We start from the raw sequence: 15989 nt of genomic DNA, 5'->3' as shown, positions 1-15989 counted from the left end.
CGCCGTGACCGCCCGAACCCGGAGGGCCGGCCGGCACCCGGCTGACCTGAAGGCATCCGCGCAGGTAGCGTCCACCTATGGACAGCAGATTCGACACCCAGGGCGCCGGGATCACCGTTCAGCGGGCGCTGGAGCTGCCCGGGCTGCGCAGCGGCCTGCCCGAGGTGCTCGCGGGCGCCGACCGGCTGCAGCGCACGGTGCGCTGGGTGCACGCCGGCGAGGTGCCCAACATCGCCTCGCTGCTGAAGGGCGGCGAGCTCCTGCTGACCACCGGCTACGGACTCGGCACCCGCCCGGCGGAACAACGCGCCTTCGTCCGCACTCTCGCCGAACGCGGCATCGCCGCCCTCGTCATGGAACTCGGCCCGCGCTTCACCCGCCTGCCCGCGGCCCTGGTCGACACGGCCCGCGCGGCCGGCCTCCCGCTCGTCCAGCTGCACCGCGAGGTGCCCTTCGTGACGGTCACCGAGGAGATCCACACCGAGATCGTCAACGGCCACTACGCGCTCCTCCAGCGTGCCGAGGAAGTGCACCGCCGCTGCACCGAGGCCCTGCTCGGCGGTGGCGGAGTCCCCCAAGTCCTCGGCATCCTGGCCGACTTCAGCGGCAACCCGGTCTTCCTGGAGACGACCGACGGACAGCTGCTGTACGCGGCGGGGGCGGGGCCCGAGGGCGCGGATCCGCTCCAGGTGTGGGAGGGGCTGCGCGGCCAGCACAAGGACGCGCCGCCCGCCGGTTCCGCGCTGGTGGACGTGCCCGGCGGCGGCCCCGGCACGGGTTCGGTACGGGCCCGGTTGGTCCTGCTCCCCGTACGGGCGCCGCTCGGCCCGGTGCACCGGATGGCCGCCGAGCGCGCCGCCGGCATCCTGGCCGTCGTCCTGATGCAGGCCCGCCAGGAGGAGGAGCTGGCCGCGCGCGGGCGCGGCGACTTCCTGACCGACCTCGCCGAGGGCCGTATCGCCGCGGAGGACGCCCCCGCGCAGGCCCGCGTCCTGGGCTTCAAGCCCGGCAACAGCCCCCTCCTCCCGGTCGTCATGCGGCTCGGCGACGCCCTCTCCCCCGGCGGCGGCTGGGCGGTACTGGCCCGCGCGGTCTCCGAGGAGCTCGCGTCGGTCGGAGTGCCCGTACTTCTGGGTGTACGACCCGTCGAAGGCCGTGTGCTCGTGCTGCTGGGTCTGCGTTCGGAGTCGGAGCGGTCGGCCGTGGCGGACCGGGTCGCGGCGGCGCTGCGGGCCGGGGTGGAGCGGGCCGGCATGCAGCGGCCGGGCGCGCAGCCGCCGGTCGTGGTCGTGGGCGTGGCGGGCGGTTGGGCGGCGGCGTCGGCGGGGCTGCGGCACGCGGCGGAGACCGCGACCGCGGCCCAGGGCCTGACCGACCGCCCCTGGTATGACGCCCGCCGCCTCGACATCGACCTCCTGCTGTGGCGGCTGCGCGACCACCCCGACCTGGCGGCCTTCGTCGACCGCGCGATCGGGCCCCTGCGCGACCACGACAACCGCTCCCGTCCGCCGCTGCTGCCCACCCTGGAGACGTACTTGGCGCACGCGGGCCGCAAGGCGGAGACGGCGCGTGAACTCCACCTCAACCGGCAGACCCTCTACAACCGCCTCGCCCGTATCGGGGAGTTGCTCGGCACGGACCTCGACGACCCGCAGACGGTCCTGGCGTTGAGCCTGGCGCTGCGGGCACGCCGGCACGTGCCGTGAAGCGCCTCTGCAAAGCTCCTCAGATCAGCGGCAGCGGTTGCGTCAACTCGTCGTAGATGCTGAGCACTTGGGCGACGGTCTCGTCCTCGGTCGGCCAGGTGGCCGCCTGCCGGGTGCCCTTCTCGCGCAGCACGTCACGCCGTTCGGGATCGTCGAGCAGCGCCGTGACGGCGTCGGCGAGGGCCTCCGCGTCTCCGTACGGCACCAGTTCCGCGGCGTCGCCGACGAGTTCGGGGATGCCCCCGACCCGGGTCGCGACGAGCGGCACGCGCGCGTGCAGGGCCTCCTGCGCGAGCACCGACCGTGACTCCCAACTGCTGGGCAGCAGCGCCAGGTCGGCGGCGGCGAGCAGCCGGCCCACGTCGTCCCGGCGCCCGATGAGCCGTACGGGCAGGCCTTCGTCCTCGATACGGCGCTGCAGCGCGGCCCGCAGCGGCCCCTCCCCGGCGATCACGACCAGCGGCACGGGGTCGAGACGGCGCCACGCGCGTGTGGCGTCCAGCAGGGTGTCGTAACCGCGATGGCGGTCGAGGGAACCGACGGCCATCAGCAACGGGCGGCCGGTGGCGCCGAGTTCGGCCCGGATCTTGGAGCTCGGGTCGGGGTCCTCGGGTCCGTCGGGCCGGCGCGGGCCGGGCAGGGCGACGGCGGCGAGCCGGGCGTCCCGCGCGCCGGTGCGCCGGGCCCGGTCCACCAGGTCGGAGCTGGTGCCGAGCACCACGGTGGCGGCCTTCACCACGCGCCGCTCCAGCAGCCGCAGCAGATGGGCTCGGGCGCCCTCGGCGTGCGCGCGGTTGTGCCAGGTGACGACCAGCGGGGTCCGGCGGCCGCTGAGCGCGAGCACGGCGCGGAACGAGGCGTGCAGCCCGTGCGCGTGGACCAGGTCGGCGTCCTTGCACGCGTCCCGGAGCGCGGCCACGGAGCCCGGGTCGGTGCTGCGCGGCACGTGTACGTGTTCGGCGCCGGCGCCCGTGAAGTCGTAGGTGCGATCGGCCTCGACAGGGGCGCACACCGTCACCCGCACGCCCCTCGCGACGAGCCCGGAGGCCAGCGAGCGCACATGCGCGCTGCTGCCGGCGTTGCCGCCGCCCAGCACCTGTACGGTGCGCAGCGACGACTGACCGTGCGGCGGATGGCTGCTGACGGGGCTCACGTGGCCGGGGCTCCTGGTTCGGCGTCGGGCGGTCACGAAGAAGGTACAGAAGGACCGGGCGGAGGGGGTGTACCGCGCGGTTTCCTGCACGCGCTACGCCAAGGATGCCAGCACGGACGGGGGTTCGGGCAACGCGGAGGGGACGGAGCCCCTGCGCGACCGGGGGTGACGTCACCCACATGGGCGAGGACGGGATGGTTCCGGGGCGGGCCGGTGAAGGAGCCGGGGAGGAAAAGGGGCGGATGGGCTCGCAGACCCGGCACCTCATTCGGCATGCGCGCCTCTGCAAGACCGCGCCTGACTCCCCCATGCGCGCCCCTGCAAGCCCAGCACCTCACTCCGGTATGCGCGCCCCTGCAAGACCCGCACCTCACTCCGCCGTGCGCGCCCCCGGCAGGACCACCGCCCGCGCGGCCTCGCTCACCCGCTCCCCGAAAGCCGCCGCGGCCACCAACGCCGCGGCATGCGCGGCCAGCCCCGCCCGCCCGCTGCTCGCGGCCACCGCCGCCCCCAGGGCCGCGCCCAGCGCATGCGCCCCCGTGTCGCCGAGCATCGTGCGCTCGCCGAGGTCGTCCGGCAGTACGGCCGCGGCGGCGCCCATCGCGGCGGCGGCGAGTTCCGCGCCGGGACCGGAACGCAGCAGCCCCGGCGCGCCGAGCGCGACGACCGTGCCGGCGGCGGCGCCAGGCCGTACGTCCACGAGGTTGACGAAGTGCGCGGCCCCGGCGATCACGACCCCCGCGAGGACCTTGTCGACGGCCCGCTCCTTCAGCAGCGCTCCGGCAACGAGCCCCGCCGCCGAGATCCCGAACAGCTTCACGGCCCCGCTGGTGACCTCACCGCCCCGCAACGCCCCGAGATGCTCCCGGAACCCCCGCCGGTCGTCACCGGCCCCGGCGACGTCGTCGTACGCCCCACAGACCCCCGCGGCAAGCACGGCCAGCCCCGCGGCGGGCCGCACCCGCGCGGCGCCGACGGCCGTGGCGACCGCGGTGGCCGGACCGGCGTACAACTCGACCGTCCGCCCGGCGTAGTTCTTCCGCTCCCAACGCCCGCGCCCGCCGGGCGCCTTGGCGCGCAGCCCGGCGATCCCGGCCCGGGTGAGGGAGGCGGCGAGTCCGAACGAGGCAGTCCTGCCAGGAAGGTTGACCATCGGGCCACCCTATGCGGCGATGCCTCCTACACGTCCGCCCTGGCCGTGGCCAGCAGCTCCTCCGCGTGTGCCCGGGCCGTCTCAGAGTTCTCCTGGCCGGCCAGCATCCGGGACAACTCCCGTACCCGCTCCTCGCCTTCGAGCACCTTCACGCCGGACCGGGTCACGGAGCCGTCGTTGGTCTTCTCGACCAGCAGCTGCCGGTCGGCGAAGGCGGCCACCTGCGGAAGGTGGGTGACGACCACGACCTGCGCGGTCTTCGCGAGCCGCGCGAGCCGCCGCCCGATCTCGACCGCCGCCTTGCCGCCGACACCGGCGTCGACCTCGTCGAAGAGGTACGTCGGCACGGGGTCGGTGCCCGCGAAGACGACCTCGACGGCCAGCATCACGCGCGACAGCTCACCGCCCGAGGCGCCCTTGGCGATGGGCCGCGGCGGCGCCCCCGGGTGCGGGGCGAGCAGCAGCTCGACCTCGTCGACGCCGGAGGGGGTGTAGGCGACGGTACGGCCGCCGACCTCGACGCCCTCCGGATCCTCGGTCTGCCGGATCTCGAACGACACGCGCGCGTGCGGCATCGCGAGCGAGGCCAGTTCGGCGGTCACGGCGGCCGCGAACCGCTCCGCGGCCTCGGTCCGGGCGTCGGTCAACGCCTGTGCCAGCCCGCCGAGTTCGGCCCGCAGCGCGTCCCGCTCGGCCGTCAGCTCGTCGATCCGCTCGTCGTCGCCGTCCAGCTCGGTCAGCCGCGCCGCACTCCGCTCGGCCCAGTCCAGCACGGAGTTGACGTCCTCGCCGTACTTCCGGGTCAACGCGGTGAGCGCGGCCCGCCGTTCCTCAACCGCCGCCAGCCGCAGGGGATCCGCGTCGAGGTCGTCGGCGTACCCCGCCAACTCCCCCGCCACGTCGCCCAACAGGATCCCGATCTCCCCGATCCGGTCGGCGAGCGCGGCCAGCGCCGGGTCGTGCGAACGGACGGCGTCCAGCGCCCGCTGGGCGCCCGCGACGAGCGTGGCGGCGTCGATGCCCTCGGGGTCCTCCGGGTTCCCGGCGAGGGCCGCGTGGGCGGCCGTGGCGGCGGACGACAGGGCCTCCGCGTGCCCGAGCCGCTCGGCCTCCTCCGCCAGCTCCACGTCCTCCCCGGCGCGCGGTTCGACCCCGGCGATCTCCTCGAGCCCGTACCGCAGCATGTCGGCTTCCTGGGCCCGCTCACGCGCGCGCGTGACGATCTCCTCCAGCTCCACCGACACCGCCCGCAGCCGCCGGTAGGCCTCGCCGTACTTGGTGAGCGGCCCGGCCACGGCATCCCCCGCGTACCGATCGAGCGCCTGCCGCTGCCGGGACAGCTTCAACAGCCCCTGCTGATCGGTCTGCCCGTGCACGGCCACGAGATCGTCGGCGAGGTCGGCGAGCAGCCCGACGGGCACACTCCGCCCCCCGACGTGCGCCCGCGACCGCCCTTCGGCGGAAACGGTACGGCTGATCAGCAACGCCCCGTCGTCGAGCTCGGCCCCGGCCTCCTCGGCGCGCACCACGGCCGAGGCACCCGAGGGCACGGTGATCCGCCCCTCGACCACGGCCTTCTCGGCCCCGATCCGCACCAATGCCGGATCGGCCCGCCCACCCAACAACAGCCCGAGGCTGGTGACCACCATGGTCTTGCCCGCACCCGTCTCACCGGTGACGGCGGTGAACCCCGGCGACAACTCGACAACCGCGTCATCAATGACGCCGAGCGACCGTATCCGCATCTCTTCCAGCACGATGAAGACCTTACGAGGTAGGGCAGGACAAGCGCGAGGCACCCTGTCACCCGGGCGAGTGGAGATACCTAGGGGCGCGGGGAACTGCGCGACCAGCCACAGCCCACCCGCACCCGCCAACGCTCCGAAACCAGCCCCCACAGCCGGCTAGTGAGGCGCCCCCCGCCACCCGGAAACCGGCAGCGCGAACTTCGCAACCAACCGATCCGTGAACGAAGCGTGATGCAGCCGAGCCAGCCGCACCGGCACAGCCCCCCGCCGCACCTCAACCCGCGCCCCCGGCGGCAATTCGAAGGTCCGCCGCCCGTCACACCACAACACACCCGGCGGAATATGAGGCAGCAACTCCACCGCGAGCACAGAGTTCGGCGAGGTCACCAACGGCTTCGCGAACAACGCATGCGCACTGATCGGCACCATCAGCAACGCCTCCACCTCGGGCCACACCACAGGCCCACCCGCGGAGAACGCGTAAGCCGTGGACCCGGTCGGCGTGGACAGCACGATCCCGTCGCACCCGAACCCGGTGACCGGCCGCCCGTCGATCTCCAGCACGACCTCGAGCAGCTTCTCGGCCCCGGCCTTCTGCACCGCCGCCTCATTCAGCGCCCAGTCCGTGTGGACGATGTCCCCGTTCCGGTGAACGACGACGTCGACGGTCATCCGCTCCTCGACCTCGTAAGACTTGGACACCACCCGGTCGACGACCTTGTCGAGGTCGTCCCGCTCGGCCTCCGCGAGGAACCCGACACTGCCCAGGTTGACGCCGAGCATCGGCACCCCGGAGGCCCGCGCGAACTCGGCACCCCGCAGCAGCGTCCCGTCACCGCCCAGCACGATGAGCAGCTCGCACCCTTCGAGGCACTGCGCGGTCGCCTCCTTGACCAGCTCCACCTCTTCCGGCAGCGGCAGGTCGGCGGCCTCGTACTCCAGCACCCGTACGCCGATGCCCTCGCGCAGCAGCCCCTTCACCACGAGCTCGGCGCTGCGGATCGCCGCAGGCCGGCCGGTGTGGGCGAGCAGGAAAACAGTACGAGCTCGGTTCTGTGTCAACGCGGCCCCTCCGCCACTGCACGATCGACATCGGCCGGGTCCAGTTCGGCTGCTCCGGCCCGCAGCCACAGAAAGTACTCGACGTTCCCGGACGGTCCGGGCAACGGGCTGGCGGTGACACCCTGCACCCCGAGCCCGAGTTCCCACGCCTTGTGGGCCACACCCCGCACGGCCTCCGCCCGCAGCTGCGTGCTCCGTACGACTCCCCCGCTCCCCAGCCGTTCCTTCCCCACCTCGAACTGCGGCTTGACCATCATCACCAGGTCGGCGTCCGGCTTCACACAACGCACCAGGGCAGGCAGCACCAGCCCGAGCGGAATGAAGGACAGATCACCCACGACAAGATCCACAGGTTCCCCATCGATCGCTTCAAGCGTCAACTCGCGTACGTTCGTACGGTCCTTGACGGTGACGCGTTCATCACTCTGCAGAGTCCACGCGAGTTGCCCGTAGCCGACGTCGACGGCGACGACGTGCGCGGCCCCGGCCCGCAGCAGCACATCGGTGAAACCGCCGGTGGACGCGCCGGCGTCCAGCGCCCGCCGTCCCTCGACGACGAGCCCCTGCGGCCCGAACACCTGGAGCGCGCCCGCAAGCTTGTGCCCGCCCCGGGAGACGTAGTCGGGATCGCCGTCGGCGTCCTGGACCACGATGGCCGCCGCGGTCTCCACCTGCGTGGCCGGTTTGGTCGCGACGGTCTTGCCGACGGTGACCCGCCCGGCCGCGATCAGCTGGCTGGCGTGCTCGCGCGAGCGCGCGAGCTTCCGGCGCACCAGCTCCGCGTCCAGCCGACGGCGTGCGACTCCTGCCACGTTCGGTTCAGCTCCTATTGCCATACGAGGGTGAAGGGGCCCTCTGGTCGTACGACGGCGAGGGCGCCGGGGGCCCCGGGCGGGCGTCGAGCGCGGTCAGCGCGTCGCGCAGCCCCCGGTGTACATCCTCGTACACCTCTACGTGTCCGTCCGTCGCGAGGTGGTCGGCGTCGCCGAGCCGCTCCAGCTGGGCGTCGACCTCGGCGTTGCCGGTCGGGGTGCGGGGCACGGCCAGCGGGGCGGGGGCGGCCGGGTCGTACGCGGGTTCGACCTCGACCGGCTCCTCCTGGGCCGTGGCCTCGGGCACAGAGTCGCTCATGCCCAGACGCTACCCCGAAGCCCTGGGGTACCGTCGATCGCGATGGCAACGATCGAGGAGTGCCGCGCCGCACTCGAGAAGCTCTCGGACAACATGCAGGGCGCCGAGGGCGACGTCCGAGCGGCGGCCGCCCTGGACCGCTCGGTGAGCTGCCGTATCACCGACCTGGACGTCACCTTCGTCGGCCGGATGACCGGCGGGCGGATCAGGGTCGACGACACCCTTCAGGGGCCGCCCCGCGAGAAGGCCCAGATCAGGCTGAGCATGAAGGGCGACGACCTGGTGGCCCTGGTGAACGGCGAGCTGAACTTCGCCAAGGCCTGGGGCTCGGGCCGGGTGAAGCTGGAGGCGGGCCTCAGAGACCTGTTCCAGCTCAGGAAGCTTCTGTAGCCACCGCGCGTGCGCGTGCCTTCCGCGCCGCCGGCACCACCAGCGGCGTCCCCGTCTCCGGGTCGTCGATGACCTGGCAGCGCAGTCCGAAGACCTCCTCCACCAGCTCGGCCGTGACGATGTCGCTCGGCGCGCCCTCGGCGATGATCCGCCCGCTCTTGAGCGCGATCAGATGTGTGGCGTACCGGGCGGCGTGGTTGAGGTCGTGGAGTACGGCGACCAGCGTGCGCCCCTGCTCCTCGTGCAGCTCGGCGCAGAGGTCGAGGACGTCGATCTGGTGCTGGATGTCGAGGTAGGTCGTCGGCTCGTCGAGGAGCAGCAGCGGGGTCTGCTGGGCGAGCGCCATGGCGATCCACACGCGCTGCCGCTGACCGCCGGACAGCTCGTCGACATACCGGTCGGCGAGCTCGGCGACCCCGGTCTGCGCCATCGACTCCTGTACGACGCGCTCGTCCTCGGTCGACCACTGGCGCAGGATGCCCTGGTGCGGGTACCGGCCGCGGCCCACGAGGTCGGCGACGGTGATGCCGTCGGGCGCGATGGACGACTGCGGCAGCAGGCCCAGCGTCCGGGCGACCTTCTTCGCCGGCATCGACTGGATGACCTGCCCGTCGAGCAGCACCCGGCCATCGCTCGGCTTCAGCATCCGCGACAGGGCCCGCAGCAGCGTGGACTTGCCGCACGCGTTCGGGCCGACGATCACGGTGAAGGAGTTGTCGGGGATCTCCACCGAGAGCTGCTCGGCGATGACCCGCTGGTCGTAGGCGAGGGTGACCTTCTCGGCGGACAGACGGTTCACGGTGCTCCTTTGGTTGTTCAGCCCGCTGCTGGTGGTGCTGTCGTCGCTCATATCCGGCCCGCCCTGCGCTCGGTGACCAGGAGCCACAGGAGGTAGACGCCGCCGAGGACGCCGGTGACCACGCCGACCGGCAACTGGTCGGCGCCGAAGGCCCGTTGGGAGGCCCAGTCGGCGGTGACCAGGAGGGCGGCGCCCATGCACAGGGAGGCCAGCAGGTTCGGCCCCGGTGAGCGGGTCAGCCGTCGGGCGAGCTGCGGCGCGGTGAGCGCCACGAAGCCGACCGGGCCGGCCGCGGCGGTGGCGGTCGCGGTGAGCAGGACGGCGGCGATCATCAGCAGCGCCCGTACCCGCTCCACGCGCACACCCAGCGCGTTCGACACGTCGTCGCCCATCTCCATCATCCTGAGCCCGCGCGCGTTCACGAGGACGAGCGGCACGAGTACGGCGCACACCGCGAGCAGCGGCCAGACCTGGTCCCAGTCGCGGCCGTTGAGGGACCCGGTCATCCAGACGAGCGCGCGGGCCGCGTCGACGATGTCGGAGACGGTGAGCAGATAGCCGTTGACCGCGGTGACGATCGCGGAGACGCCGATACCGACCAGGACCAGCCGATAGCCGTGCACGCCGCGCTTCCAGGCGAGCACATAGATGGCGAGCCCGGTCACCAGGCCGCCCACGAGGGCGCCCAGGGTCACCTGGGCCGCGCTGCCGCTGAACAGCACGATCATCACGAGCGCCCCGGCGGTCGCCCCCTGCCCGAGCCCGAGTACGTCGGGGCTGCCCAGCGGGTTGCGGGTCACGGCCTGGAACAGCGCGCCGCCGAGCCCGAGCGAGGCGCCGACCAGCAGCCCGACGAGGACCCGCGGCAGCCGCAGTTCGTTGACGATGAACTCCTGGCCCGCGTCGCCGTTCCCGAACAGCGTCCGCACCACGTCGCCGGCCGGGATCGGGAAGTCCCCGGTCCCGATCAGCACGACGCTCGCGGCGGACGCGGCGAGCAGCAGCAGGGTCACGACGGTGACGGCACGGACGTCCAGGCGCAGGGAGAGCCCGCCGGGCGTCCTCAGCACACGGTTGCTCTTCACAGCTGCGCCGTCCTCCGCCGTCGTACCAGAAAGATGAAGACCGGCCCGCCGATGAGCGCGGTGATGATGCCGACCTGCAGCTCCGAGGGGCGGGCGACGACCCGGCCGACGACATCGGCGCCGAGCAGCAGCACGGGCGACAGGATCGTGGCGTACGGCAGGATCCAGCGCAGGTCGGGGCCGGTGAAGGACCGTACGACGTGCGGGACCATCAGCCCGACGAAGGCGATCGGCCCGCAGGCGGCGGTCGCCGCCCCGCACAGTACGGTCGCGGCCAGCATGGACAGCGCCCGGGTGCGGTTGAGGTTGGCGCCGAGGGCCTTGGCGGTGTCGTCGCCCATGGCCACGGCGTTCAGCGGCCGGGCGAGCCCGAGCGCGAGCAGCGTGCCGACGGCGAGGAACGGAAGCACTTGCAGGATGGTCGAGTTGGTGGCCGAGGACAGCGAACCGACCGTCCAGAAGCGCATCCTGCCGAGCGCGGCCTGGTCCGTGATCATCACGGCCTGCAGATAGCCGTAGAGCGCGGCGCTGATCGCGGTCCCGGCGAGCGCGAGCCGCACGGGCGTGGCCCCCCGGCTGCCCCCGAGGAACCAGACCAGCGCCCCGACCGCGGCCGCACCGGCGAAGGCGAACCAGACGTACCCGGTCAGCGAGGTGACACCGAAGTACGTGATCGCCGTGACGACGGCGGCGGACGCGCCCGCGTTGAGGCCGAGCAGTCCGGGGTCGGCCAGCGGATTGCGGGTCAGCGCCTGCAGCACGGCCCCGGAGAGTCCGAGCGCGGCGCCGGCGAGCAGCCCGAGGACGGTCCGCGACAGCCGCTCGTCGACCACGACGTCGCCGTACGTCCCCGTGTCCTGGAACAGTCCGTGCCACACCTGGTCCAGGGACAGCCCCTTCGCCCCGATCGCGATGCTCGCCACGGCGACGAGCGCGAGGACCAGGACGGAGACGAGCAGCCCAAGGCCACGTATCGCCCGGCGGGTTGGGGGCGCGGGGGCGGTCTCCGCGCGCTGTTCTGGAGGACTGTCGACCAACACGCAGTTAGGTTAGCCTACCCTCCTATCTACAGCCCCAATCGAGCCAGCGCCTTCCCCGGGTCGAGCTCGCACACGCCGTCCCCGGCCGCCGTCCAGGCCGCCGCGCACAGCGCCCGCAGCCCGTCCAAGGCCTCCCCGTCACCGTCGAGTTCAAGCCGGTCCGGGCCGGCTGTCGCCGTCCAACCCCCGCACCGGAAGCCGCCGTCCGCCTCGCCGACCTCCGGCTGTCCCGTGAGCAGGCCGCGCAGATCGGCGTCGACATACGTCGGCCGGTGCTGCGGCGGCGCCGCAAGAAGCTGGGCGCCGTCCGTCACGCCGGTGAGGACGAGGAGGGAGTCCACCTCGCCGTTGAACGCCCCCTCGATGTCCGTGTCCAGCCGGTCGCCGACGACCAGCGGCCTACGGGCACCGGTGCGCAGGATCGTCTCGCGGTGCATGGGGGGCAACGGCTTGCCCGCGACCTGCGGTTCGGCGCCGGTGGCGATCCGTACGACCTCCACCGCCGCGCCGTTGCCCGGCGCGATCCCGCGCGCGCTCGGAATCGTCAGGTCGGTGTTGGACGCGTACCAGGGCACCCCGCGCGCGATGGCGTAACAGGCCTCGGCGAACCGCGCCCACTGCAATTCAGGCCCGCCGTACCCCTGCACGACCGCCGCCGGCTCGTCCTCCGCCGACTCGACGGGCAGGAGCCCCCGCTCGCGCAGCGCGACCCGCAGCCCCTCACCGCCGATCACCAGCACCCGGCTGCCCTCCGGCACCTGCTCGCTGATCAGCCGCGCGACCGCCTGCGCGGAGGTGATGACGTCATCGGCGCCGGTCGGTATCCCCAGCTCGGTCAGATGGTCCGCGACCGTGTCCGGCGTCCGCAGCGCGTTGTTGGTGACGTACGCGAGATGCATCCCGCCCGCGCGCGCGGTGGCCAGCGACTCGACCGCGTGGACAATGGCGTTGCCCCCCGCGTACACCACCCCGTCCAGGTCGAGCAGCGCCGTGTCGTACGCCTCACTCAGGGCCTGCCCACTGCCCTCGGGCCTCGTCCTGACGACCTGGCTCATTCCGCATCGCTCCTCGTTCGACCGCTTTCCCCCGATCATCCCTCACGCCACTGACACACGTACGATGCCGGGATGAACACAGCAGGTCACTCGGAAGCAACGGCGCGCCGAGGCCTGGAACTGACCCCGTTCCGAGGCCTTCGCTACGACCCCGACCGGGTCGGCAGCCTGGCGGCCGTGACGTCCCCGCCGTACGACGTCGTGGTACGCCCCGACGGCCTGCACCATCTCCAGGACTCCGATCCGCACAACATCGTCCGCCTGATCCTCCCGCAGGCCCCCACCGTCGGTGCCCGCAACGAACAGGCGTCCGACACCCTGCGCCGCTGGCAGGCCGAGGGAGTCCTGGCCACCGACACCGATCCCGGCCTCTACGTCTACGAGCAGCGCCACGCAGACGGCATGCTGCAGCGCGGCATCATCGGCGCCCTGCGCGTCTCGGACCCGTCCGAGGGTGTGGTCCTGCCGCACGAGGACGTCATGCCGCACGTGGTCGCCGACCGGGCGGCCCTGATGCGCGCGACCTCCGCGAACCTGGAGCCCCTGCTCCTGACGTACCGCGGCAACGGCTCGACGGCCGCCGCGACCCAGGCCGTGGAACGCGTCGCCGCCGAACCCCCGATCCTCTCCACGACCACCGAGGACGGCTACAGCCACCGCCTGTGGTCGATCACCGACCCGTCCGACCTGGCCCGCGTCCAGGCCGACCTGGCCCGGCACCAGGCCCTGATCGCCGACGGCCACCACCGCTGGGCGACGTATCGACGTCTACGCGCGGAGCACCCCTCCCCCAGCCCCTGGGACTACGGCCTCGTCCTCCTGGTCGACACCGCCCGCTACCCCCTGCGCGTCCGCGCCATCCACCGCCTCCTGCACGGCCTGCCGGTCGCGGACGCGCTCGCCGCTGTGGAGGGCCTGTTCCGCATTCGACGCCTGGACGTGCCCCTCGCCGAGGCCCTGGAGGCCCTCGCCGACGCGGCCTGCGCGGGCAACGCCTTCCTGCTCACCGGCGACGGCACCTTCCACCTCATCGACCGCCCGGACCCGGGCCTGCTGGCCCGCACGATTCCGGCCGACCGCCCCACCGCCTGGCGCACCCTGGACGCGACGGTCCTGCACGCCATGCTCCTCGACCACGTCTGGCACATCCCCGAGGACGACCCGGCCCGCATCGCCTACATCCACGACACGGCGGCCACGGTCGCGAAGGCGGAACGCGACGGCGGCACGGCCGTCCTCATGCACCCGGTCCGCGAGGAGGTCGTCCGCGACCTGGCCCGCCAGGGCGTGACGATGCCCCGCAAGTCGACGTCCTTCGGCCCGAAACCAGCCTCGGGCCTGGTCCTGCGCGCGCTGGACGTATAACGCGAGTACGAGTAAGGGGCGGGATCCAGGATCCCGCCCCTTACTCAATGACCGCGCGTGTCAGCCCTTGTGCTCGTCCCCTTCACCCTCTTCGTCACCGTCGTCTTCTACGACCTTCTCGTCGGCCTCGGCGTCGCTGTCGCCCTCGGCGAAGGCGTCCACGAACTCGACGCCGTCCAGCTCGGCGAGCCGGTCCGAGGCGTCCGTGCTGCCGTCCCGGTCCGCCTCGACGGCCTTCGCGAACCACTCCCGCGCCTCGCCCTCACGACCGGCGGCCAGCAGCGCGTCGGCGTAGGCGTACCGCAGCCGCGCGGTCCACGGCTGCACGGAGTTGGAGGCGAGCTCCGGGCTCTGCAAGGTGACGATCGCCGCGTCGAGCTGGTCCATGTCACGCCGGGCGCCGGCCGCGACGAGCCGCATCTCGACCTGCCCGGCCTTGTCGAGCTTGTGCACCTCGGGAGCACCGGCCATGTCCAGCGCCTTCTCCGGCCGCCCGAGCCCACGCTCGCAGTCGGCCATCACGGGCCACAGCTCCACGCTGCCGGTCATCCGCCGCGCCGCCCGGAACTCGGCGAGCGCCTCGGAGTACTTCTGGTTCGCGTACGCCGCGAACCCAGCGGCCTCTCGTACGGCGGCGACACGCGACGCAAGCCGCAGGGCGACCTTGGAGTAGCCGTAGGCACCCTCGGGGTCCTCGTCGATGAGCCGCGCGACCATCACCAGGTTCTTGGCGACGTCCTCAGCGAGCCCCTTCGGCAGGCTGAGCAGCTCCTGCCGTACGTCCTTGTCGATCTCCTCGCCGGTGACGTCCTCGGGGATCGGCAGCCGCTTGATCGGCTCACGGTCACGATCCCGGTCACGGTCGTCGCGCCGCCCGAAACCACCGCCGGCGCCACCGCCGCGTCGGTCGTCACGGCCACGGAAGCCGCCGGGACGGCCGCCGCGATCGTCCCGACGGTCGTCACGCCGGGGACCGCGTCCGCCGCGGTCGTCACGGCGGTCGTCCCTGCGGAATCCACCGCGATCGCCGCGGTTGTCGTCACGCCGGAAGCCACCACGGTCACTGTCACGGCGCTCGCCACGGTCATCACGGCGGTCGAATCCGCGGTCGCCGCGACGGTCGTCACGGCGGTCGTCACGGCGGTCGTCGCGCCGGAAGGCCGGACGGTCACCGCGATCGCCGCGGTCGTCTCGCCGGAAGGCGGGACGGTCACCACGGTCGTCGCGACGCGGCCCACGGTCACGATCGTCGCGCTGGAACGACGGACGAGGACCACGATCGCGGTCATCACGCCGGTCATCCCGCCGCCCGTAACCACCGCGGTCGTATCCACCCCGGTTGTCGTCACGCCGGTCATCGCGACGATCGTCCCGCCGGTCGTCGCGACGGAAGCCGCCACGGTCCCCGCGGTCGCCCCGCTCATCGGTACGGCGGTCATCGCGCCGGCCGTATCCGCCGCCGCCTCGGTTGTCGTCACGGCGGAAGCCGCCACGGTCGTCGCGGCGGTCGTCGCGCCGGAAGGCCGGACGGTCACCACGGTCCCCGCGGTCGTCTCGCCGGAAGGCGGGACGGTCACCACGGTCGTCGCGACGCGGCCCACGGTCACGGTCATCGCGCTGGAACGACGGACGAGGACCACGGTCACGATCGTCACGCCGGTCATCCCGCCGGTCATCGCGGCGGCCGTAACCACCGCGGTCATTTCCACCACGGTTGTCGTCACGCCGGAAACCACCACGGTCGTCACGACGGCCGTAGCCACCACGGTCGGACCCACCACGGTTGCCGTCACGGCGGTCATCGCGCCGGTCGTCACGGCGGAAGCCACCACGGTCGCCGCGACCGCCGCGGTCTCCACGGTCTCCGCGGTCCCCACTGTCCCGTCGCCGCTGGTCGCGCTCCGGTCGGTCGTCGGGAGAGTTGGTGGACATCGGTGACTCCTGTCTTCGGTACCGCAAGCATTGTAAAAACAAAAAGGACCCCTGGCCCAGCTGAACGCTGGGACCAGGGGTCCTTCCAAAGATTGTTCGGCGGCGTCCTACTCTCCCACAGGGTCCCCCCTGCAGTACCATCGGCGCTGTAAGGCTTAGCTTCCGGGTTCGAAATGTAACCGGGCGTTTCCCTCACGCTATAACCACCGAAACCCTAATGGTTTCGAGCGAACAAGCACACTTTTCTGTTATGCGTTCTGCTCAATAAACCGGCAACGGTCGTTGCCTCAGAACTAACACAGTGGACGCGAGCAACTGAGGACAAGCCCTCGGCCTATTAGTACCGGTCACCTCCACACCTCACGGTGCT

14 protein-coding genes and 1 rRNA gene are annotated in these 15989 nt (G+C 72.6%); 3 read left to right on the top strand and 12 right to left on the bottom strand.

All coding sequences use genetic code 11. The annotated features are described in order from the left end of the window. Nucleotides 1–77: 77 nt before the first annotated feature. Nucleotides 78–1706 (top strand): PucR family transcriptional regulator, encoded by a 1629-nt coding sequence (locus tag ABZ848_RS44555; protein WP_360841404.1) that lies wholly within the window; start codon nt 78–80, stop codon nt 1704–1706. Nucleotides 1707–1725: 19 nt separating this feature from the next. Here ABZ848_RS44555 and ABZ848_RS44550 read toward each other — a convergent pair whose 3' ends face one another. From ABZ848_RS44550 to ABZ848_RS44525, 6 genes are all read right to left on the bottom strand, one after another. Next, complete coding sequence (locus tag ABZ848_RS44550; RefSeq protein WP_360841402.1) at nt 1726–2859, bottom strand: glycosyltransferase family 4 protein; 1134 nt, start codon at nt 2857–2859, stop codon at nt 1726–1728. 370 nt (nt 2860–3229) lie between these two features. Next, nucleotides 3230–4012 (bottom strand): hypothetical protein, encoded by a 783-nt coding sequence (locus tag ABZ848_RS44545; protein ID WP_360841400.1) that lies wholly within the window; start codon nt 4010–4012, stop codon nt 3230–3232. Nucleotides 4013–4038: 26 nt separating this feature from the next. Further along, nucleotides 4039–5757 (bottom strand): DNA repair protein RecN, encoded by a 1719-nt coding sequence (gene recN, locus ABZ848_RS44540; RefSeq protein WP_360841498.1) that lies wholly within the window; start codon nt 5755–5757, stop codon nt 4039–4041. A gap of 159 nt (nt 5758–5916) precedes the next feature. Next, nucleotides 5917–6822 (bottom strand): NAD kinase, encoded by a 906-nt coding sequence (locus tag ABZ848_RS44535; RefSeq protein WP_133047303.1) that lies wholly within the window; start codon nt 6820–6822, stop codon nt 5917–5919. Continuing rightward, nucleotides 6819–7634 carry a TlyA family RNA methyltransferase gene (locus ABZ848_RS44530; protein ID WP_360841398.1) on the bottom strand — a complete coding sequence of 272 codons (816 nt, stop codon included), beginning with the start codon at nt 7632–7634 and terminating at the stop codon, nt 6819–6821. The genes ABZ848_RS44535 and ABZ848_RS44530 overlap by 4 nt, the downstream gene beginning before the upstream one ends. Nucleotides 7635–7641: 7 nt before the next feature. Next, nucleotides 7642–7953: a hypothetical protein gene (locus tag ABZ848_RS44525; RefSeq protein WP_360841397.1), complete on the bottom strand. Its 312-nt coding sequence runs from the start codon at nt 7951–7953 to the stop codon at nt 7642–7644. 42 nt (nt 7954–7995) lie between these two features. On the opposite strand from ABZ848_RS44525, the gene ABZ848_RS44520 reads away from it, so the two are divergent. Continuing rightward, nucleotides 7996–8343, top strand: coding sequence for an SCP2 sterol-binding domain-containing protein (locus tag ABZ848_RS44520; RefSeq protein WP_360841396.1), 348 nt, complete (start codon nt 7996–7998; stop codon nt 8341–8343). Here ABZ848_RS44520 and ABZ848_RS44515 read toward each other — a convergent pair. The 4 genes from ABZ848_RS44515 to ABZ848_RS44500 are packed head-to-tail and all read right to left on the bottom strand — an operon-like array spanning nt 8327 to nt 12322. Continuing rightward, nucleotides 8327–9193 (bottom strand): ABC transporter ATP-binding protein, encoded by an 867-nt coding sequence (locus ABZ848_RS44515; RefSeq protein ID WP_360841394.1) that lies wholly within the window; start codon nt 9191–9193, stop codon nt 8327–8329. The genes ABZ848_RS44520 and ABZ848_RS44515 overlap by 17 nt on opposite strands. Further along, nucleotides 9190–10227: an iron chelate uptake ABC transporter family permease subunit gene (locus ABZ848_RS44510; protein WP_360841392.1), complete on the bottom strand. Its 1038-nt coding sequence runs from the start codon at nt 10225–10227 to the stop codon at nt 9190–9192. Before ABZ848_RS44510 ends, ABZ848_RS44515 begins: the two co-directional genes overlap by 4 nt. Then, nucleotides 10224–11267, bottom strand: a complete 1044-nt coding sequence (locus ABZ848_RS44505; RefSeq protein ID WP_360841390.1) for an iron chelate uptake ABC transporter family permease subunit — start codon at nt 11265–11267, stop codon at nt 10224–10226. The genes ABZ848_RS44510 and ABZ848_RS44505 overlap by 4 nt, the downstream gene beginning before the upstream one ends. A 26-nt stretch (nt 11268–11293) precedes the next feature. Next, complete coding sequence (locus ABZ848_RS44500) at nt 11294–12322, bottom strand: HAD hydrolase-like protein (RefSeq protein ID WP_360841389.1); 1029 nt, start codon at nt 12320–12322, stop codon at nt 11294–11296. 72 nt (nt 12323–12394) lie between these two features. Here ABZ848_RS44500 and ABZ848_RS44495 point away from each other — a divergent pair, with 72 nt between their 5' ends. Beyond that, nucleotides 12395–13687: a DUF1015 domain-containing protein gene (locus tag ABZ848_RS44495; protein WP_360841387.1), complete on the top strand. Its 1293-nt coding sequence runs from the start codon at nt 12395–12397 to the stop codon at nt 13685–13687. Between the two features lie 60 nt (nt 13688–13747). Here ABZ848_RS44495 and ABZ848_RS44490 read toward each other — a convergent pair whose 3' ends face one another. Both ABZ848_RS44490 and rrf read right to left on the bottom strand, forming a co-directional pair. Then, complete coding sequence (locus tag ABZ848_RS44490) at nt 13748–14512, bottom strand: hypothetical protein (protein ID WP_360841496.1); 765 nt, start codon at nt 14510–14512, stop codon at nt 13748–13750. 1201 nt (nt 14513–15713) lie between these two features. Continuing rightward, nucleotides 15714–15830 (bottom strand): 5S ribosomal RNA (rrf, locus tag ABZ848_RS44485). Nucleotides 15831–15989: the final 159 nt, after the last annotated feature.

This window comes from Streptomyces sp. NPDC047081, from assembly GCF_040643775.1.
GTDB lineage: Bacteria > Actinomycetota > Actinomycetes > Streptomycetales > Streptomycetaceae > Streptomyces.
Note: the sequence above shows the minus strand (reverse complement) of the source record. Positions and strands in the feature narration are given on the sequence as shown.

What these genes read in the sequence shown, in the direction of transcription:
- ABZ848_RS44495 (WP_360841387.1), top strand. Translation starts at nt 12,395, where the DNA reads ATGAACACAGCAGGTCACTCGGAAGCAACGGCGCGCCGAGGCCTGGAA.
- ABZ848_RS44525 (WP_360841397.1), bottom strand. Translation starts at nt 7,953, where the DNA reads ATGAGCGACTCTGTGCCCGAGGCCACGGCCCAGGAGGAGCCGGTCGAG.
- ABZ848_RS44555 (WP_360841404.1), top strand. Translation starts at nt 78, where the DNA reads ATGGACAGCAGATTCGACACCCAGGGCGCCGGGATCACCGTTCAGCGG.
- recN (WP_360841498.1), bottom strand. Translation starts at nt 5,757, where the DNA reads ATGCGGATACGGTCGCTCGGCGTCATTGATGACGCGGTTGTCGAGTTG.
- ABZ848_RS44500 (WP_360841389.1), bottom strand. Translation starts at nt 12,322, where the DNA reads ATGAGCCAGGTCGTCAGGACGAGGCCCGAGGGCAGTGGGCAGGCCCTG.
- ABZ848_RS44520 (WP_360841396.1), top strand. Translation starts at nt 7,996, where the DNA reads ATGGCAACGATCGAGGAGTGCCGCGCCGCACTCGAGAAGCTCTCGGAC.
- ABZ848_RS44545 (WP_360841400.1), bottom strand. Translation starts at nt 4,012, where the DNA reads ATGGTCAACCTTCCTGGCAGGACTGCCTCGTTCGGACTCGCCGCCTCC.
- ABZ848_RS44515 (WP_360841394.1), bottom strand. Translation starts at nt 9,193, where the DNA reads ATGAGCGACGACAGCACCACCAGCAGCGGGCTGAACAACCAAAGGAGC.